The following is a 17,842-nucleotide window of genomic DNA, read 5'->3' as shown; positions in this document are numbered from 1 at the left end:
TTTTAGTTCGCTCCTTTCATTAATAATTCTTGATCTTGTTGCTTGAATAGTTCTTTTTCTGCTTTTCTACGGAATCTTGAAGCTCTAATAACTTCAAATCAGTTAATTCCACCACTTTTTGAATACTTAATTCTAGGGTCAATCAATGTAAATGTTACATCGACTAAAACCTCTGTAAATAAGGATAATGTGGTAAAGAATAAAATGTTAAACATAACAATATTTGTCTCACCTTTAGGGAAGGCGTTAACGATTAGATCTGAGGTACCTTTTACCAATCAGAATCTTTCAATAATAATACTTCCACTTAATAGACCAATATATGAAGGAATTATTATTGCTGCAAGTGGAATTGAAATATTTCTAAATACATATTTAAAGAATATTTTGCTACCACTTAAACCTTTAGTTTTAGCTATCAAAATATAGTTTGACGTTAAAACTGTGATAACTTGATTTCTTGAGTAAAGAGTATAAACTGAAAGAGAACCTAAAGTCAATAATGTAATTGGAGGAATAATTGATTTAATTGTTTTAGCTCATGAACTATCTGTTTCATATGGTGAAACAAATGTTCGGCCAAATCCTAATTTGTTAAAGATATTAAGGAAGAATGGAGCTAAAACAAATGAAGGAACAGCCACGAAGATAAAAATGAAAATGTTTATCAACGTATCTCAAATTGTTCCTCTTTTATATCCAGCTAAAACGCCAATTGCCACACCTAAAATGGCACTAATAACGAAAGCTGGTAATGAAATTAAAATAGTTCATTGTAAGGGTTCAAAAAACATTTCTGGAATTGTTTCATATTCTGATTTATAAACATAAACTTCGCCATAATTAAATTGGAAAATGTTTATTAAATAGTTAAATAATTTAACAATACCAGGCGTTTGATCGAATTCTTCTGCTTGTTGAAGTTTTTGTTGAACTTCCAATTTTGAAAGTCCTTCTTCTAAAGCTGCGATACGATAAGGGTTTTGTTGAAAAGCGATAATAATCGAATATGAAAATATAATAATAATAAATAATGTGAGAATAGCAAATGCTATTCTCTTGAATATATACTTAACCATAGTTTTTTTGTAAATATATATTTACACTATTTTTTTACATTTTTAACAATTATATCTGCTAATCATAAATTGTTATCTGCTGCAAAAGGTACTTCATAATATTCACTATTAATTAAAGTAGGACCGAAGTTTTCATTTGCAATTGTTTTAGCAGGGTTAACAACAACTCCCATATAGTTCATAATTTCTTTTGTTAAGGTTAATACTTGAGCATTTGTATGTTTTTTTACATAAGAAACGAAGAATTGTGAAGAAATAACAGATGACATTGTGAAGTTTTCTTTTTCGTCAAAAACAAATTTGTTTTCTTTAGAATCTCATTTTAAGTGGTGAAGGTTTTCAGCTAAATCATTTGAAAATTTTGTTGGTATTTTATTGAAGTCATGTAAGTTAAAACCAAATTTAAAATTATTTTCTGATTTTAAAGCAAATTCAACAAGTTCTTTTGAAGCTTGAACTAATGTTGGAAAAGCTTTTTGTAATTTGTTTTGTAATTTTGCACTTGTACCAATTGAGAATAATGCTCCGATAAATCCACTGTTTGTAATACCATCAATACCTGAACCGATGTTATCGATATCATAACCTCAACTAATAATTTTGGCAATTGATCCACCAAATAATGAATCACCTCATTTTGCTTTGTCACTTTCTGAACTTTCAAATTTTTTATATGAAGGTTTCAATCTTGGATCAATACTTTTAATTAATGATTCCAAACTTTTGAATACTTTTTCCATGTTACTTGGATTTCAGTTTATATATCTATTTGGAACAGTTCATTCAACTTCTAATTTTTCACCAGCTGGCAATGTAGCTTCATAATCATCTAGAATTTTTTTAATAGCAGCTTTAACTTCATTAAATTTAGCTGATTTGTATTTTTCTTCAGTTGTACTTGCAGTGTTTGCAATTGTAGCATTTTCTGTAGGTGTAACTGTTATACCAATTTCACCATTAGAATCAACTGTGTAGAATGTGTTTAAGTTTTCATAATCGTCAACAGGTCTTTTCGCTGCAGCTGTTGTATCTTGATCTGAACCGCCAATTTTACCATGAGGCGCAACACCAGCAAGTCAAGGTTTAGTTTTATTGTTTGATAATGTGTTAGCAACAGCATTTCAGTTAACAGCAGCTGTTAATAATGATCTAAATGCAACTGATCTACCTGAAAGCATGTTTACATAAAGGTCTTCATTAGTTTCTTCTTGGGTTGTTCCATTATGTACTTGATTATCTGTTAAACCATAGAACAATTTTGCTGCATGAACATTAAGAAATCGGTTTTTAGTGTCAGCATTGAAGTTTTTACCATAAGGGATTGTGTTAAATAATAATTTAAATGGAGAATTTAATTTATTTAATGATTGACGATATTCAAGTCCATATTTTTGAGGATTTTTGGTAACATCAAGTTGTTGTTGTTGGTTTAATTGAGCAAATGATAATGTATGTAATTTACCTTTTTGATATAGATCAAATATTTGAGCAACAAAGACATCTTCAGTTGTTGAGTAGTATTTTGTAACAACTCTACCAAAGTTTTTTTCTGATTCAACAAAATCTTTATCAAAATAGAATCTATTTTTGTAGAATCTATATTCTGAAGCTTCTGGGTAGTATCCAGCTGAGAAGTATCTACCTGCATAAAGCATGTCTTTTTCACTAGCACCATAAGTATATACACCAGCAACTCTTAATAAGTTATCTTCTGGAAGCTCAGATAAAGCACTTAATAAGTTTGATTTACTTTTACTTCCATTTTTACCATTTCATACAGAAATTTTAGGTGAATTCATTGTTTCTTTAATGTATTGTGAGGGTGCTGCAACAAAATCTTTTGATGTTGCAACATTGTAAAGTAAGTCTTGAAAACTTGTAATATCTTCTTTACCAGCAAGTTGTGTAAAGTTAATAAATTCCCTTCCATCTTTTTCAGTTAAGAATTCACTTCTGTTTTTGAATTTGTTGCTATCTACACCATATAAACCATATAGATATTGGTTAGGATATCTTAAAGCATTTGTAAAGTTTTTGGTTGCTTTTGAAAGCATTCCGCTTGCAAGTTTATCAAGTTCTGCTACTTTGTCTTCATATTTTGTACCTTTTAAGTAACTATTACGTACACCAGTTGAAAGTGTGTAAGTTCTAAGTCATGAGATGTAGAAGTCATCACCAACAACATCATATTTTGTTTCATTGCCTAATGAATCAACTCATTTAGCACCTTTTCTTACACGCAATTGGATTTTTTTAGCTCCTTTAAGAGCTTTTTCAAATTCAGCACTATTAACACTTCTAGCATTTGCTGATCTAGCATGATAGTTAGCTAAATCAAAGTGTGCAGGTATATTTTTTGCTTTATCTTCAGGATGTTCTGGAGTTTGTTTTAATTCAGCTTCATCTGAGTCAAATACAGCTTCTGTACCATCTGCTTTTGTAACAACAACAGCATCTGCATATTCTAATGAGTATCTTCAATATGAAGGACTTTTTACAAATTTACGCTCATGCCCTTTTGGACCAGCTTGAACAATTTTGCAATTTCCGAAACTTCTTGTTGTAAGTAAATAAGCTCCTGTTTCTTCTTCTAATCTATTTAAGAAACCACCATAAGTTGTTGAAAGGTCTGTAGTGTATGAATCTTCAGTATATTTAGAGTTTACAACACTTCAGTTAGTTTGCCCTTTAATTAAGTCAAGATTAGGTATTACACGGCCTTTTCTTCCACAACTAGCACTGATTGCAACAGGCGCAAAAGCAGCTAATGTAGCTAATGGGGCAAAAGATCATAATAATCTTCTTTTTTTATTCATAATTTCCTTTCGATATATTAATATCTTTTTTAATAATAATTAATGTTATGATTAAATAAAAATTTTGTAAAGCACTAAATACTCTACAAAATAATAATTAAAGAAATTATTTATTTTTGCAAAGCTATAGCACCAATGGTTTGAGGTCCAAAGAGTAACAAACTGTTATGCATTGTTACCACCAGTAATTGCCGCCACAATCACCAGTTCGGCTCTTATATCCTTTTTATATAGTCTCAACACATGCCTGCTAAACTAATATACTATTACTAAGAGCTCCTCTATAGCGTCTATTATAAAAGCAGGTTTCTGTTGCATACCTGCTTAAAAACTACAAAATTTATATTACATTTTGATCTTTAAGAGGTATTGAATTAGAAATTAGACATCATCATAATTGTTCTGATAATGTTGATATTCTTTTCAATACGAATAAAGTTTCAATTTTTTAACATAACGCAATAATTATATACGCTTTTTTTCGAATGCAAAAACTTTTTGAAAAATTTTTCACACAGATGCAGGCTCTATTGTATATAAATAAAGAAAGTATATTGTTGTTTGTTTTTTATTATATAGAAGCATAAATAATAAAAAATAAACATAACTAGGTTGTTAAGTTTATCTTGAAATTAATTGTTTTTTTTAACGCTTTCTTCTTTTGTTTGTGTTTCTTTTACATAATGACTAGCTTTATTATTTTTGTAATTTAACATTCAAAGTAAAGCTGGATTACCATATTTTTCAGTGAATCCTTGCATGAATGCATGGAAGACTGGTGACATTAAGTTACCTAAAACCATTGCTCAAGTACCCATGTGAATGTCATATTGAGCCATAGCACTTAAGTGTTTCATATCAAAGAATAAGGTAGGTACTTGTTGAGCTAAACCACGAACAGGGTTAATGGCAGCTGAACCTAGCAGAATACCCATTCAAACATCAAAACTAATAATGAAGCAAATAAATGTGTCACGATATTTGTTGTCTAATCTTGGACTAAAGATAGGGAATAAAAGAATTGCACCTAAAACCATTTCACCAAAGAAGATTCAAACACCACCACTTCAAATTGTTTTTTTAGTAATTACCGCTTCTTTTGCAAAAGCACTATCAAAGTTAGGCATAAATGATTTTGCGCTTACATTGTGTGCTGAAATGTAGTGGTTAGCTTTATGTGCTGTATCAGTTGCATTAGCTAGATAATTAGCTTCAAATTTTATTCCAGAAGCATTATGACCAATACCATAAATAATTAAACCAGCTAAAATTCCGCCAACTATTTGCATAGCTAATTTAGCCATAACATAACCAGTTTTATTAGTACCATTAAATCAACGATAAAGTGTAACTACTGGGTTTAAATCAACTGATCATCTGCCAAAGAAAATTAAGCATGATCCGACAACTACAAAGCCAGCAAAAAAGCCAACAATAACATTGTGTAATAAGTAATGTTCAACAACTTTATCTTTAATAATAATTGATAAACCTGCTAAACCAAGTGAAATTCAAATCGTTCCAATTAGTTCACTAAATAAGTGACTAAATCAGTGAATCGCTTTAGTAGGCTGCACTGCAGCCTGACGATTTTTTAAATTAAAATAATTAAACATATATTCTCCTTTTTCAATAAATAAGTTTTACAAAAAAGCCTATAAAACAGGCTTATACAAATTTTATTTTATTTATTAGGATTATTTTCTATCCGTTTTTAACTTTTCCATTTTCCATTATTACTAATGCTTTAGAAAAGTCCTTATTTTGTGCCATATCAGCATTTTCTAAAGTGATTTTAGCAATTTGAGTTAAAGCAACATCTGTTAAGAATGCTTGGTGAGAAGTAATAATAACATTTTCATTGCTAATTAATTCTTCTCATTCAGGATCATTCTTTTTGTATTCATTTGCTTCACTTGAAATATCTTGGTAGAATCTTCCTTCTTCTCTTTCTAAAACATCACTGGCAAGTCCTCTAATAATTCCTTTTTTAAGTCCATAAAGAACACCGGGAATATCAATTAATTCACCTCTAGCTGTATTAACTAAGATCACACCTTTTTTCATTATTTTAACTGCATCTTTGTCAATTAAGTGAGTTGTTGAAGGTAATAAAGGCGCATGAAGTGAAATAAAGTCACTTTCTTTTAATACTTTAGTAAATGAAGCATATTCAAAACCTAATTCAGTTGCTAAATTAGGAAAGTGTTTTTGGTTATAAGCATCAAATACTAAGATTCTAGCTCCCATACCTTTCATAATTCTTATAAAACATTGTCCAATTTTTCCGCCACCAATAACACCCACAGTTGAACCATGAATTGCTTTACCATCTAGACCATTAAGTGAGAAGTTATATTTTGATACTAATTTTTCAGCTTTTACAATATTTCTATTTAAAGCTAATAAAGTTCCAGCTGCAAATTCAGCAACACTTTCGGCTGAGTAATTAGGTACTCTAAAAACTGAGATTCCTAATTCAGCAGCTTTTGTTAAATCAATTTTGTTGTATCCCATTGATCTTTGTAATCAAACCTTGACACCCATCTTGGCTAAAAGTTCAAGAATGTATTTGTCACCATAAGTATTAACAAAAGCACAAATAGCATCAAACCCTTTAGCTTTAGTTACTGTGTTAATGTTTAAATTTTCGTCGAAATACTTAATTTCATGTCGTCCATTATTTACTGCATCAAAATATTTTTTATCATATTCCTTTGCATCAAAAAAAGCTATTTTCATTTTTTCTCCTAACAAAACATATTAATTAAATTAATATAACTTAATCAATTTATTTATTAATTATATGAAACAACTTAATTTTTAAATTCATGTTTTTCAAATTATTATTGTTATTAATGTTAATGTTTTCATATAATATTAATTTATTAATCTAAAGATAATCTCAAAAGATAACTTTTATATTAATATTAATTAAGTATATCTTACGTATAAGATTTAATTTTCAAGGAGATAATTCAAAATGGGATTTGTTAGTTGAATTAAAAGAGTTTTTGGTCGTAAAGACAATAAACAAAAAATTAAGGAAGTTAGGAAGCTTGTTGAAATTTCACAACTTACAAGAGACATAGTTAATGCTATGGGTGGAATTGAAAATATTACAGGTTTTAATAACTGTGCTGTTCGTCTTAGATATGATGTTAAAGATACTTCATTAGTAAATGAAGAAGCTCTTAAAAAAGTTGGGGCAAGTGAAGTTATTTTTATTGGAAAAAGACATGTGCAAGCTAAATTTGGTGAAATTAGTGAAAAATTAAATTTAGATATTCAAGAAGCTGCACCATTCTTAGAAGAAGAAGCACTTAAAAATAAAAAAATTGAAGTTAAAAGTGATGTCAACTTATTTGAAGAAAAACCGGTTGAAGTTAAAAAAACTGTTGATGAAAATATAGTTTATACACCTTGCAAAGGTACAAGAAAATCAATTGAAGATTTAAGTGATCAAACCTTTAGTTTGCTAGGTTGTGGTTATGCAATTGAAATTGATAAAAAATTAAACAAATTAGAAGTATATGCACCAATTAATGGAAAATTAATTATGTCATATCCAACTAAACATGCATATGGTATAGCAAATGATAATGGTCTTGAAGTTTTAGTACATATTGGTATTGATACAGTTAAATTAAATGGTTTAGGCTTTGAAACAAATCTTAAACAAAATGATAAAGTTGAAAGAGGACAACTCTTAGCAACTGTTGATCTTAAGAAATTAAGAAATAGTAAAATTTGTAGTGATGTTATTGTTTTAATTACAGATAATGTTAATAAAAACAAACAAACAAAATTGCTTTGTCCTTTAGAAATCAAAGAAGTAAATGTTCCTTGATTCAAAATGGTTGATTAAAAATTTATAAGTAGCCTAGCTTAGGCTATTTTTTATAATAAAAAATCTTCCAATAAGGAAGAAACGGTGAATTTAATCAAATGGAGCGGATGACGGGAATCGAACCCGCATAGTCAGCTTGGAAGGCTGAAGTTCTACCATTGAACTACATCCGCACTTTATTCATTAAAGTATTGATATTATAGTATAAAAATATATTTTAAGAAACAAAAAAATGTTAATTCTATAAATTGTTAATTTCAAAAGTGAGACCCTTGGTATGAATGGTATGAACCCCAAATATTGGACTTTTTAATTATGTTTGGACTTATTCCTGTATTGAACAGGGCTAAGTCCTTTTAATTTATTAACAATTCTGTCATTATTATAATATGAAATATATTCTTCTAAAGCAGTTTTAAATTCTTTAAAACTATTAAATTTCTTTTCTTCACCAAACCAAAATTCTCTTTTGATTACACTAAATAAACATTCTGTTGGGCTGTTGTCCAAACAATTTCCTTTTCTTGACATGCTTTGAATTGCATTTTTTTCTTTCAAATAATCAATATAATCTTGATGAGTGTATTGTCATCCTTGATCAGAATGTATTAATACATTGTTTAAACTATGACCATTTTCTTCTACATTTTCTAACATTTCTCCTATCATTCTTAAATTTGGAGATTTAGTAATTGAATAACCTAAAATCTCTCTGGTCCTAAAATTTATAACAGGAGAAAAATATATTTTTTCTTCATTTATTAATTTAAATTCGGTAACATCTGTTTCTCATATATCTAAATATTTTTCATTAGAAAAATTTCTTATATGTCTGAAAAAATCTTTTATTATATTTTCTTTTTCTAAAAGTAAGTTTGGAATGTTTTTGTGAGCATCGCCTTTGAATGAAGAATACTTATTTTTTCTTCTTAATGTTTTGCCAAAAAGATTTAATGATTTCATTAATTTTTGAACTTTTTTATGATTGATTATTATTCCTTTATTTCTTAAAGCAAAAGTAATACGTCTATAACCGTATAGTCCTTTATTATAGTTAAATAAGCCAAAAATAACCTTTTTTAAATTTTCATCTTTATCAGGTTTATTTTGTGATTTTAATATCTCATAAAAAGTTGACTTTTTCAATTTAATTTTTTCTAATATTAATTTAATAGAAAATAGCTTTTTAAATTCTTGCCTTAGTTCAATTGTTATTTGGAATTTTTCTTTGTTAGTGAGTCTTTCAATTGAACCAAGGCGCTCATTTTTTTTGCTATCGCATTCTCCAATTTAAGTATTTTATTTTCTTCTTTTAATTGTTTAATTAGTAAATCTTTATCTTCTATTTTGTTTTCAATATTGATTTTAAAATTTGTTGTCTTTTGAGCATCTAAATTTATTTTAGATTTTCTTCCTTTTTTCTTTTTTAAATTTGAATTGCATAAAAATGAACCCCTTTCCAAAAAGTCCGGAATTTGGGGTTCATTATACAATAAAATTTTTTTTATTAGATCAGTCTTACATTTTAGGAATAGGCAATATACACGCTAATGAAATTCTTTTTGAATCAAAAATTAGCCCTTGAACAAAAGCGAATAAAATCCATTATTTAAGTGAAAAGAAATAATAAATAATGCTAAGCAAATTCTTGATAAGTCTACTGAATTAGGTGGTTCTACAATTAACGATTATTCATCACTGAATGCGGTTGAAGGCCAATTCCAGAACTTTTTAAAAGTGTATTTAAAAACTAATAAACCATGTGAAGTATGTGGCGAGAAAATTGAACAAGCGGTATTACCTCAAAGAGTGACTTATTATTGTCCAAATTGCCAGAAAGAAAATTATGAGTAGAAAAAATAAGAGAAACTATAAAAAAATAATCAATTATGATAAAGCAGAATCAAATGTCATCGACTTACATGGGTTAAATATTTATGAAGCAGTAGCAGAAATTCAATTTGCAATTGCTAATGCTAAAGATAATTCAGAATTTAGCAATAATTACATATTAGCCATTATCGGCAAAGGAACTGAAACTATAAAAGCATATATTGAAGAATTTTTAAGAGATTCAAACTATGAATATATGTTCAATGAGGACTATACCACTATCAAAATATATATTGCTTAGCATCGTTGGAAATAATATAATTACATCTCGTTTCTTATAGCATTAAATAAAAACGTGCGGCCTTATAGGCAGCACATAAAGCAGTATTACTTGTGTAGTTCTATAAATTAAACATTAATTATATGCATAATATAATGTTCTAGCTTTTTCAACTGCATCAAGCATAGCATTTGATTCTCTTCTATAAATTTTTCTTCATTTCATTTTGTTAAGTATGTAAAATACTCCACCCACAATGAATAAAAGTAACAAAATAATTAATAATTTAACATTGATTATGCTTGCTTTTCAGGCTAAATTGGCTCTATTTGAACGATCTTCATATTCTTTTCCAAGAGTAACTAATTCCATATAGTTATTTAAATTATTATTTCTATTCATAGTTACTCTGGTATCGGTAACACTTATAGTTTGTCATCCAAAACAAGTGTAATGGTCGATTATTTCTTGTTGGGTAAATACTCCATACATACTTGTGTTAATTACTTTAGTTTCTATCGCCATAAGGCTTCCTCCGTATTTATAAAAGGTAAAAAAATTCAATAGTTTAATAAAAAAGCTAAAATATTGGGTAGTGATTTTTATAACAGAAGCACTAAAAATAAGTCAAAATTTCAACAAAATTTATACTAAAAGTAAGCTTCTTTATGCTATTATCATATCACTATTTTGCCCAAAAACAACATTTTTGATAATTTTTATAACTTTCAATGTCCAATGCAACATTTGCAACTGGTATAATCGACTGGATAAAGTAAAAGCAAACGACACCTGTTACTGATCCGATAAGCAACGAAGCCAAGGAAACCACCCTGAGGATCTTCTCGCTATTGTAGAACGCTTTCTTCAATATCTGAATATTTCCATATTTTTCTCGAATAATTTTTATTATGAAAATCTATCGTTTCACAGTTATATTAAAAGTAAAAAAATTGTAAAAACACTTAACGAATATGAAGAACCTATCGTTTTTTTATAGCGGCCTTTCATTTTTTTGTAAGAATGTCAAATAAATAAAAAATCCTGGCCCACTGTTTTGTTTTTAGTGGAAACCAGGATAAATGATACCTATTTTTAATAAAAAGGCCGTACAAAGCTTATAAAAAGCAACAAAAAAAGGCTTGATACGTTGTTTTCATTGTATCAAACCTGTGCTTTCAATATGGAGCGGATGTCGGGAATCGAACCCACATAGTCAACTTGGAAGGCTAAAGCTCTACCATTGAACTACATCTGCACTTTATTCATTAAAGCAATGATTTTTTTAGTATAAAAATATATTTTAAGAAACAAAAAAATAAAAAATAATGAACCTTGTGAAATGGTCCATTAATTTCTAAATTATTTGATATTACGATTATAAACATCAATCCTGTTTAAAGCTTTTCTTAACTTAATTTCATATTGAACTTCTTCTTTTGTATCACGAAATTTTTCAAGTTGAGCCATAGCAAAATCACGATCGATTTTAGCACGTTTAATGTCAATATTTTTACCAAAAATAATGTCATCAGTAATGATATTAATGTTGGTTGCATCAGCATAAACTAAGCCACCGCCAATTGAACAAACTCTAAAGTCATTGTCTTTAGGACTATTAATTGTTAATTCGCAAATATCTATTGTACTAAAGAAAGGAGTACGGCTTGGTTGCAAGCAAATTGCACCACCAGTTTTAGTTCTAAGAGTTACACTTCGAACATCACCTTCGAAAAAGATTTCTTCCAATGTTGTTATCTTTAAATGTGTTGTTTTTTTATTCAACATTTTTTCTTATATAACTATGAAACAGTTGTTTTAGCAAATTTTATTAATTTTTATTTGCTTCTTTTTTAGCTAAATATTCTTTGTATTTAGCTTCAACTTCATCGATTGAGCCAACATATAAGAAGAATTCTTCAGGGCAATCATCGTATTTACCTTCGAGAATATCTTTGAAGCTTCTAATAGTATCTGATATAGGAACGTATTTACCTTTTTTACCTGAAAATTTTTCAGCAACATTAAATGGTTGCGAAAGGAAATTTCTAATTCTACGAGCACGAGCAACAAGTAATTTATCTTCTTCACTTAATTCACCCATACCAAGAATTGCAATAATGTCTTGAAGTTCTTTAAATCTTTGAAGAATGTTAACAACTCCATGAGCTACTTCATAGTGTTCTTGACCAACTACAAGAGGATCTAATAATCTTGAGTTTGATTCAAGAGGATCAACTGCTGGATAAATACCTAAAGCAGCAATATTTCTATCCAAAACAGTTTTAGCATCAAGGTGGCTAAATGTTGTTGCAGGAGCAGGGTCAGTTAAGTCATCGGCAGGAACATAAACCGCTTGCACTGAAGTAATTGATCCACGACGTGTTGAAGTAATTCTTTCTTGTAGTTGACCCATTTCAGTAGCAAGTGTTGGTTGGTAACCAACAGCTGAAGGCATACGACCTAAAAGGGCTGAAACTTCACTACCAGCTTGAGTGAAACGGAATATGTTGTCAATAAATAAAAGCACATCTTGGTTTTCTTTATCTCTAAAATATTCAGCCATTGTTAAACCAGTTAAAGCAACACGCATACGTGCTCCAGGAGGTTCGTTCATTTGTCCAAAGACTAATGCAGTTTTATCTAAAACACCAGCTGCTTTCATTTCATGGTAAAGGTCATTACCTTCACGAGTTCTTTCACCAACACCAGCGAAAACTGAAAGTCCACCATGTTCTGTAGCAATATTATTAATTAATTCTTGAACTAAAACTGTTTTTCCAACACCAGCACCACCAAAAAGTCCGATCTTTCCACCTTTTGCATATGGAATTAAAAGGTCAATAACTTTAATACCAGTTTCTAACACTTCACTAACTGTTTTTTGTTCTTCATAGCTAGGAGCAGATGCATGAATTGGCATAAGTGGAGCTTTAGGAGCTTCTTGTAAGTCAATAGGTTGACCTAAAACGTCAAACATACGACCTAAAACTTTATCTCCAACAGGAACACTAATGGGAGCTCCTGTGTCAATAACATCAAGTCCTCTTGCAAGTCCATTAGTTGAAACCATTGAAATAGTTCTAACAGTATCATCGCCGATATGTTGAGCTACTTCTAAAGTATAAACTTCATCATTTGAATAAACTTTAAGTGCATTTAATAAAGAAGGTAAAAAGCCTTTGTTAAATTTAACATCGACTACAGGTCCTAAAACTTGGATTATTTTACCAACATTGTTTTTATTAATTTTTTCAGTTAGTTTTTTAGTTATTGTGACTTTAGTAGTTGATTTTTTAGCACTAGTAACTTTTTTAGTTGTAGTTTTCTTTACTGCCATTTTTACCTCCTATACTGCGTCAGCTCCAGCAACTATTTCATTTAATTCTTGAGTAATAGATGATTGACGTTTTCTGTTGAATTCAAGATTTAAGTTGTCAATTAATTCATCAGCATTATCAGTTGCTGATTCCATAGCACTTCTTCTTGCAGCCATTTCACTGAGTTTGGCTGAAGTGTAAGCTAAATATAATTCAGCGTCAATAAAAAGTGGGATTGATTCGCTTAAAACTTGTTGTGCACTTGGTTCAAATTCGATAATTGAATTAAGTGATTCCTTGTGTTTTTCAGCGTGTTTTTGTTTTTTATCTTCATCAAATTTAAAAGGAAAAACTTGATCGCAAGTTTCTTGTTGAACAAGGTTATTCATGTATTTGTTATAAATTACATTAATACTATTTACTTGTTTTCGATTGTAAAGTTCAAATACAATTGTCATAATGTCGTGAACGATGTTGTAGTCTTTTTCACTGCTATCACAGTTAAATTGTGTGACAATTTGATTTTCATATAAAGAAGCTAAGGAACTAATAGCTTTACGGCCAATTAAAATTACCTTATCTGTCTTTTTTATAGTGTTTTTAGCAAATTTTATAATGTTTGAATTATAGCTTCCAGCTAATCCTAAATCGCTAGTTACAATGATAAACATTCTGCTTTCAATGTTATGAATTGGAAACAAATGTTTAATTTCTGTTGGGCTTAAATGATTTAAAATTGAACGAAAAGTTTCTTTAATTACTTCATTATAAGCTTTAACATTTTCGAATTCAATTCTTGCTCTTCTAAGTTTGCTAGCAGCAACTAGTTCCATAGCATGAGTTATTTTGCGAATAGATTCAACAGTAGAAATTCTACTTTTAATTGCTTGAGTACCAGCCATTATTTTTTACTCTTTTCACTGTATTTTTCAGGCATTGGCAAATAATCACTTGGATCATAATTAGGAATTGAAGCAATAATTCTTTTTACTATTTTTAAAATTGCTTTGGTTATTGTTTCAAAATGAACATCACTAAATTCATTATTATTGTTATGAATTTCTAGAGCAATTGAAACACCTTCAGGATCACTTTCGATGTATTTAATTACTTCTTCTCTATAAAGAGCTATGTATTTAGCTGGAAGAGGATTTATTATTCTTTCTTTAACCCCGAGCAAAATAGCTACTTGAGCAATTTGGCTAATAGGTGCATATTGTTCTTGCTTTAAGATTTCATAAACTTTAGCACCATGTTGCAAGATTGCTTTAGTTGAATCATCAAGATCAGATCCAAATTGAGCAAAGGCTAACATTTCATTATATTGAGCTAATTCTAGTTTAAGTGAACCAGCTACTTTTTTCATAGCTTTAATTTGAGCAGCACTACCAACACGGCTAACACTAAAACCAACATCAACAGCAGGTCTTTGGCCTGAATTAAATAAGTTTTCTTTAGTAAAAATTTGACCATCTGTTATAGAAATAACATTAGTTGGAATATAAGCTGAAATATCACCTTGTTGAGTTTCAATAATAGGTAAAGCAGTAATTGAACCTCCACCATATTCTTTTGTAACTCTAGCAGCTCTTTCTAAAAGTTGAGAGTGAAGATAGAAAACATCCCCGGGGTAGGCTTCACGTCCAGGTGGACGACGAAGAAGAAGCGAAAGTGTTCTATAAGCTATAGCATGTTTAGATAAGTCATCATAAACAATTAAGCAGTCTTTACCTTTGGTCATTCATTCTTCAGCAATAGTAACGCCTGAATAAGGTGCAATATATTGTTGAGGCGCAAGTTCACTAGCTCCAGAAACTACAACAGTTGTATATTCCATAGCGCCAGTGTCTTCAAGTTTTTTAACTATTTGAGCAACTGTTGAATTTTTTTGTCCAATAGCCACATAAATACAGTTAACATTTTTTCCTTTTTGGTTAATGATTGTATCAATTGCAATAGCAGTTTTACCAGTTTGACGGTCACCAATGATTAATTCACGTTGACCTTTGCCAATAGGAATCATTGAGTCAATTGCAATAATACCAGTTTCAAGAGGTTGGTTAACTTCTTGACGTGTCATAACACCAGGAGCAACTTTAAAGATTTCTTTTTTAACAGTAGTATTAATTTTGCCTTTGCCATCAATTGGTTGACCTAAGGCATTAACTACACGGCCAAGAAGTTTGTCACCAACTGGAATTGAGATAACTTCACCACTTCTTTTGCAAGTGTCACCTTCTGAAAGTGAGTTAGCATTACCAAAAATGGTAACTCCAACTACTTCTTCTTCAAGGTTTAAAACTAACCCATAGATATTATTTTTGAATAAAATAATTTCACCGTTTTTAGCATTGTCAAGACCTTTAACTAAGGCGATACCATCACCAATAGTAATAATAGTTCCGACTTCTGAGTAGTCAACTTTAGAGTCGAAATTGCGAATTCGATCTTTAATTATTGCACTAATATCGTCTGTTCTACTAGCCATCTAAACCTCCTTTTTTAGTAAGAATAGTATTTAGTTCTTGTAAATCTTTTTTAAAGTTTTGCTCAATAACTAAACTATCCATTTTAATTTTGAAACCTGAAATTAAGCTTTCATCTATCTGATGTTTAAGAATTATTTCAGTGTTATATTTCTTTTCAAGTTTTTGTTTAATTTTTTTAAGTTTGTCTTCACTAATTTCAAAAGCACTTGTAATTAAAGCAAATCGAATGTTTAAAAATTCATTTGAGAGCTTTAAATAATGTTCAAGAGATCTTCTTAAAAGAGTAGCTGCATTGCGTTCTACTAAAACTTTTAAAAAGTTAACTATTAGTTTACTACTTGAAATGTTTTTAAAAATTTTGTCAATGTAATCAAACTTTTTATTTTTTTCTAAAGCTTGATCATTTAATATCATAACGAGTTTATCACTTTCTACAACTGTGTTATAAAGAGAGACAACAACTTCATTAATAGCTTTCATATCTTTTTCTTCTTTTGTCAATTCAAAAAGAGCCAAAGCATATCCTTCTGGATTAGCTTTTGAGTACATATTTTTACTAAATTAATTGTTTTATATATAAATACGAAAAATTAAGATTCAAGAAACTTGTCAATAATTTCACTTTCAGTTTTCTTTGAAACTTCTTTTTTGAGTATTTGTCTTGACAATTCTGTAGCTGCTTTGGCAATTTGATTTTTTGAATCTTCCATTAAAGAATCTTTTTGTTGTTCAATATCTAATTCTGCTTCTTCTATTATTCTTTTTGATTCCATCTTAGCTTTTGCTGTATAAGAAATAATAACTTTTTCTGCTCTAATTTTAGCGTTTTTAACTAAGTTATTAGCTTCTTCATGAGCTAGAATCAATTTGTCATTTGCTTCTTTTAACTTGTTTTTTGACAAGTCATTAGTTGCTTTAGCTTGATCAATATTACTTTGAATATAATCTTGTCTTGCTTTTATAGACTTTTTAATTGGTTTATATAATAAGAAGAAAAGAATCAAAATAATAATTGCAAGAGCAACTAAAGTTGCCACAAGCATCGGAACACTAGGAAATAAACCGTTTAATTCTTCCTCAATTTTTGTTCCTAAAGATTTATTGATTGTGTGCATTATTAAATTATTTTGTAAAAGCAAAAGCTAGAATAAAGGCAACAACTAAACAATAGATAGCTGAAGATTCTGCAACACCTTGTCCAATAAGTAACATTGAACGAATTTTAGCTGCAGCTTCAGGATTACGTCCAACAGCTTCAGTAGCTTTACCAGCAGCTAAGCCTTGTCCTAAACCTGTTCCAAAACTACCTAACATTGCAATACCAATACCGATTGCAACTAAACCTCCACCTTGAGTCATAATAAATACCTCCTAATTTTTAATATACGCTGCTTGAATTTGATCAAGCAACAGCTTTGTTTTCAACATTAGCAACTGATTTTTCAGATTCTGCTTTTTCTTGAGCATCTTGTTGTTTCTTGTTTTCATTTGTTACAGCTTCTTTTGATCAGTAAACTGTTGTTAATGTACAGAAAACTAAAGCTTGAATTATTGCACCAAACATATCAAAATACATATGTAAAAATGGTGTAATTAATGATCCAATAAAGAATCATTCACCTAGTAGGCCAGGAATTTGTGTTCAGATTCATCCTGTGAAACTATAAAGTAAGAACACAATAACTCCACCACCAGTGATGTTACCAAAAATCCGAAAGCCAAGTGAAATTAAAGGTGCAAATTGACCTACAAGTTCAATTGGACTTAAGAATCTACTAAAGAATCTGAATTTTTGATAAATTAGTCCAACAACATAAATTCCAGCAAATGAAATGAATGCTAAAGCAAATGTTATTGAATAACTAGTTGCAATTGGTTTAAGGCCCAAAAGACCTAACAAATTACCTAGCAATAAAAATGTAAACAATGCAAAAATGTAAAATTTTGCTTTTGGTAAAGCACCTTCAGTGTTTTCTTCAAAACTTGAATCCAAGAATGTCACATAACTTTCCATAACTATCAAGAATCCAATGGGCGCTTTATCTAGACGTGATGTTTTCTTTACTAAGATAAATGTGGTTAGTGAAATAATAAAGATAACTAATATCAAAATAAATAAGGAAAACATTTGGGGCATATTTCATTTTCACAAGTTTTGTGTCAGTTTTTCCACTT

General features: G+C 29.5%; 19 protein-coding genes, 1 tRNA gene and 1 riboswitch. Of the genes, 4 read left to right on the top strand and 16 right to left on the bottom strand.

Features of this window, described 5'->3' with window-relative positions; translation table 4 throughout:
• Positions 1-2: 2 nt before the first annotated feature.
• The 4 genes from MBIO_RS01665 to MBIO_RS01650 all read right to left on the bottom strand — a co-directional run bounded on the left by MBIO_RS01665 (position 3) and on the right by MBIO_RS01650 (position 6,637).
• Positions 3-1,079: an ABC transporter permease gene (locus MBIO_RS01665; RefSeq protein ID WP_013354483.1), complete on the bottom strand. Its 1,077-nt coding sequence runs from the start codon at positions 1,077-1,079 to the stop codon at positions 3-5.
• A 26-nt stretch (positions 1,080-1,105) separates the two neighbouring features.
• Entirely contained in the window at positions 1,106-3,895 is a 2,790-nt protein-coding gene (locus tag MBIO_RS01660; RefSeq protein ID WP_013526764.1) for an OppA family ABC transporter substrate-binding lipoprotein, read from the bottom strand.
• Between the two features lie 119 nt (positions 3,896-4,014).
• A riboswitch (Lysine riboswitch) is annotated at positions 4,015-4,187 on the bottom strand.
• 340 nt (positions 4,188-4,527) lie between these two features.
• Positions 4,528-5,511 (bottom strand): MIP/aquaporin family protein, encoded by a 984-nt coding sequence (locus MBIO_RS01655; protein WP_013354481.1) that lies wholly within the window; start codon positions 5,509-5,511, stop codon positions 4,528-4,530.
• A gap of 88 nt (positions 5,512-5,599) precedes the next feature.
• Positions 5,600-6,637 (bottom strand): 2-hydroxyacid dehydrogenase, encoded by a 1,038-nt coding sequence (locus tag MBIO_RS01650; protein WP_013354480.1) that lies wholly within the window; start codon positions 6,635-6,637, stop codon positions 5,600-5,602.
• A gap of 241 nt (positions 6,638-6,878) precedes the next feature.
• On the opposite strand from MBIO_RS01650, the gene MBIO_RS01645 reads away from it, so the two are divergent.
• Complete coding sequence (locus tag MBIO_RS01645; protein ID WP_013354479.1) at positions 6,879-7,763, top strand: glucose PTS transporter subunit IIA; 885 nt, start codon at positions 6,879-6,881, stop codon at positions 7,761-7,763.
• 81 nt (positions 7,764-7,844) lie between these two features.
• Here MBIO_RS01645 and MBIO_RS01640 read toward each other — a convergent pair.
• The 3 genes from MBIO_RS01640 to MBIO_RS05010 all read right to left on the bottom strand — a co-directional run bounded on the left by MBIO_RS01640 (position 7,845) and on the right by MBIO_RS05010 (position 9,238).
• A tRNA-Gly gene (locus tag MBIO_RS01640) sits at positions 7,845-7,918 on the bottom strand.
• A gap of 136 nt (positions 7,919-8,054) precedes the next feature.
• Complete coding sequence (locus tag MBIO_RS01635) at positions 8,055-8,954, bottom strand: IS3 family transposase (RefSeq protein WP_232048428.1); 900 nt, start codon at positions 8,952-8,954, stop codon at positions 8,055-8,057.
• Between the two features lie 2 nt (positions 8,955-8,956).
• On the bottom strand, positions 8,957-9,238 hold the full coding sequence (locus MBIO_RS05010; protein ID WP_013354477.1) for a hypothetical protein: 282 nt from the start codon (positions 9,236-9,238) through the stop codon (positions 8,957-8,959).
• On the opposite strand from MBIO_RS05010, the gene MBIO_RS05315 reads away from it, so the two are divergent.
• From MBIO_RS05315 to MBIO_RS01625, 3 genes are all read left to right on the top strand, one after another.
• The gene (locus MBIO_RS05315) at positions 9,193-9,372 is read left to right on the top strand and encodes a hypothetical protein (protein ID WP_408634330.1); all 180 of its coding nucleotides are present in this window, start codon (positions 9,193-9,195) and stop codon (positions 9,370-9,372) included. The two genes, MBIO_RS05010 and MBIO_RS05315, sit on opposite strands and share 46 nt — an antisense overlap.
• 110 nt (positions 9,373-9,482) lie before the next feature.
• On the top strand, positions 9,483-9,599 hold the full coding sequence (locus MBIO_RS05285) for a zinc finger domain-containing protein (RefSeq protein ID WP_232048412.1): 117 nt from the start codon (positions 9,483-9,485) through the stop codon (positions 9,597-9,599).
• The gene (locus tag MBIO_RS01625) at positions 9,592-9,879 is read left to right on the top strand and encodes a Smr/MutS family protein (protein WP_013354476.1); all 288 of its coding nucleotides are present in this window, start codon (positions 9,592-9,594) and stop codon (positions 9,877-9,879) included. Before MBIO_RS05285 ends, MBIO_RS01625 begins: the two co-directional genes overlap by 8 nt.
• 114 nt (positions 9,880-9,993) lie before the next feature.
• Here the strand turns inward: MBIO_RS01625 and MBIO_RS01620 are convergent, their stop codons facing one another.
• From MBIO_RS01620 to MBIO_RS01580, 9 genes are all read right to left on the bottom strand, one after another.
• Positions 9,994-10,383, bottom strand: coding sequence for a hypothetical protein (locus tag MBIO_RS01620; RefSeq protein ID WP_013526762.1), 390 nt, complete (start codon positions 10,381-10,383; stop codon positions 9,994-9,996).
• 837 nt (positions 10,384-11,220) lie between these two features.
• Positions 11,221-11,646 (bottom strand): F0F1 ATP synthase subunit delta/epsilon, encoded by a 426-nt coding sequence (locus tag MBIO_RS01615; protein ID WP_013354474.1) that lies wholly within the window; start codon positions 11,644-11,646, stop codon positions 11,221-11,223.
• A 43-nt stretch (positions 11,647-11,689) separates the two neighbouring features.
• Positions 11,690-13,198, bottom strand: coding sequence for a F0F1 ATP synthase subunit beta (gene atpD, locus MBIO_RS01610; protein WP_013354473.1), 1,509 nt, complete (start codon positions 13,196-13,198; stop codon positions 11,690-11,692).
• Between the two features lie 9 nt (positions 13,199-13,207).
• Complete coding sequence (gene atpG / locus MBIO_RS01605; RefSeq protein ID WP_013354472.1) at positions 13,208-14,080, bottom strand: ATP synthase F1 subunit gamma; 873 nt, start codon at positions 14,078-14,080, stop codon at positions 13,208-13,210.
• Positions 14,080-15,666: a F0F1 ATP synthase subunit alpha gene (gene atpA, locus MBIO_RS01600; RefSeq protein ID WP_015510845.1), complete on the bottom strand. Its 1,587-nt coding sequence runs from the start codon at positions 15,664-15,666 to the stop codon at positions 14,080-14,082. Before atpA ends, atpG begins: the two co-directional genes overlap by 1 nt.
• On the bottom strand, positions 15,659-16,216 hold the full coding sequence (atpH, locus tag MBIO_RS01595) for an ATP synthase F1 subunit delta (RefSeq protein ID WP_013354470.1): 558 nt from the start codon (positions 16,214-16,216) through the stop codon (positions 15,659-15,661). Before atpH ends, atpA begins: the two co-directional genes overlap by 8 nt.
• 41 nt (positions 16,217-16,257) lie before the next feature.
• Positions 16,258-16,782 carry a F0F1 ATP synthase subunit B gene (atpF, locus tag MBIO_RS01590; RefSeq protein WP_013354469.1) on the bottom strand — a complete coding sequence of 175 codons (525 nt, stop codon included), beginning with the start codon at positions 16,780-16,782 and terminating at the stop codon, positions 16,258-16,260.
• Positions 16,783-16,789: 7 nt separating this feature from the next.
• Positions 16,790-17,026: an ATP synthase F0 subunit C gene (atpE, locus tag MBIO_RS01585; RefSeq protein ID WP_013354468.1), complete on the bottom strand. Its 237-nt coding sequence runs from the start codon at positions 17,024-17,026 to the stop codon at positions 16,790-16,792.
• A 19-nt stretch (positions 17,027-17,045) separates the two neighbouring features.
• Positions 17,046-17,840, bottom strand: a complete 795-nt coding sequence (locus tag MBIO_RS01580; RefSeq protein ID WP_013354467.1) for a F0F1 ATP synthase subunit A — start codon at positions 17,838-17,840, stop codon at positions 17,046-17,048.
• Positions 17,841-17,842: the final 2 nt, after the last annotated feature.

It is taken from the genome of Mycoplasmopsis fermentans PG18, from assembly GCF_000209735.1.
In the GTDB taxonomy this organism is placed as follows: domain Bacteria; phylum Bacillota_I; class Bacilli_A; order Mycoplasmatales; family Metamycoplasmataceae; genus Mycoplasmopsis; species Mycoplasmopsis fermentans.
The sequence above is the reverse complement of the archived record's forward strand: the minus strand, read 5'-3'. Positions and strand labels throughout refer to the sequence as shown.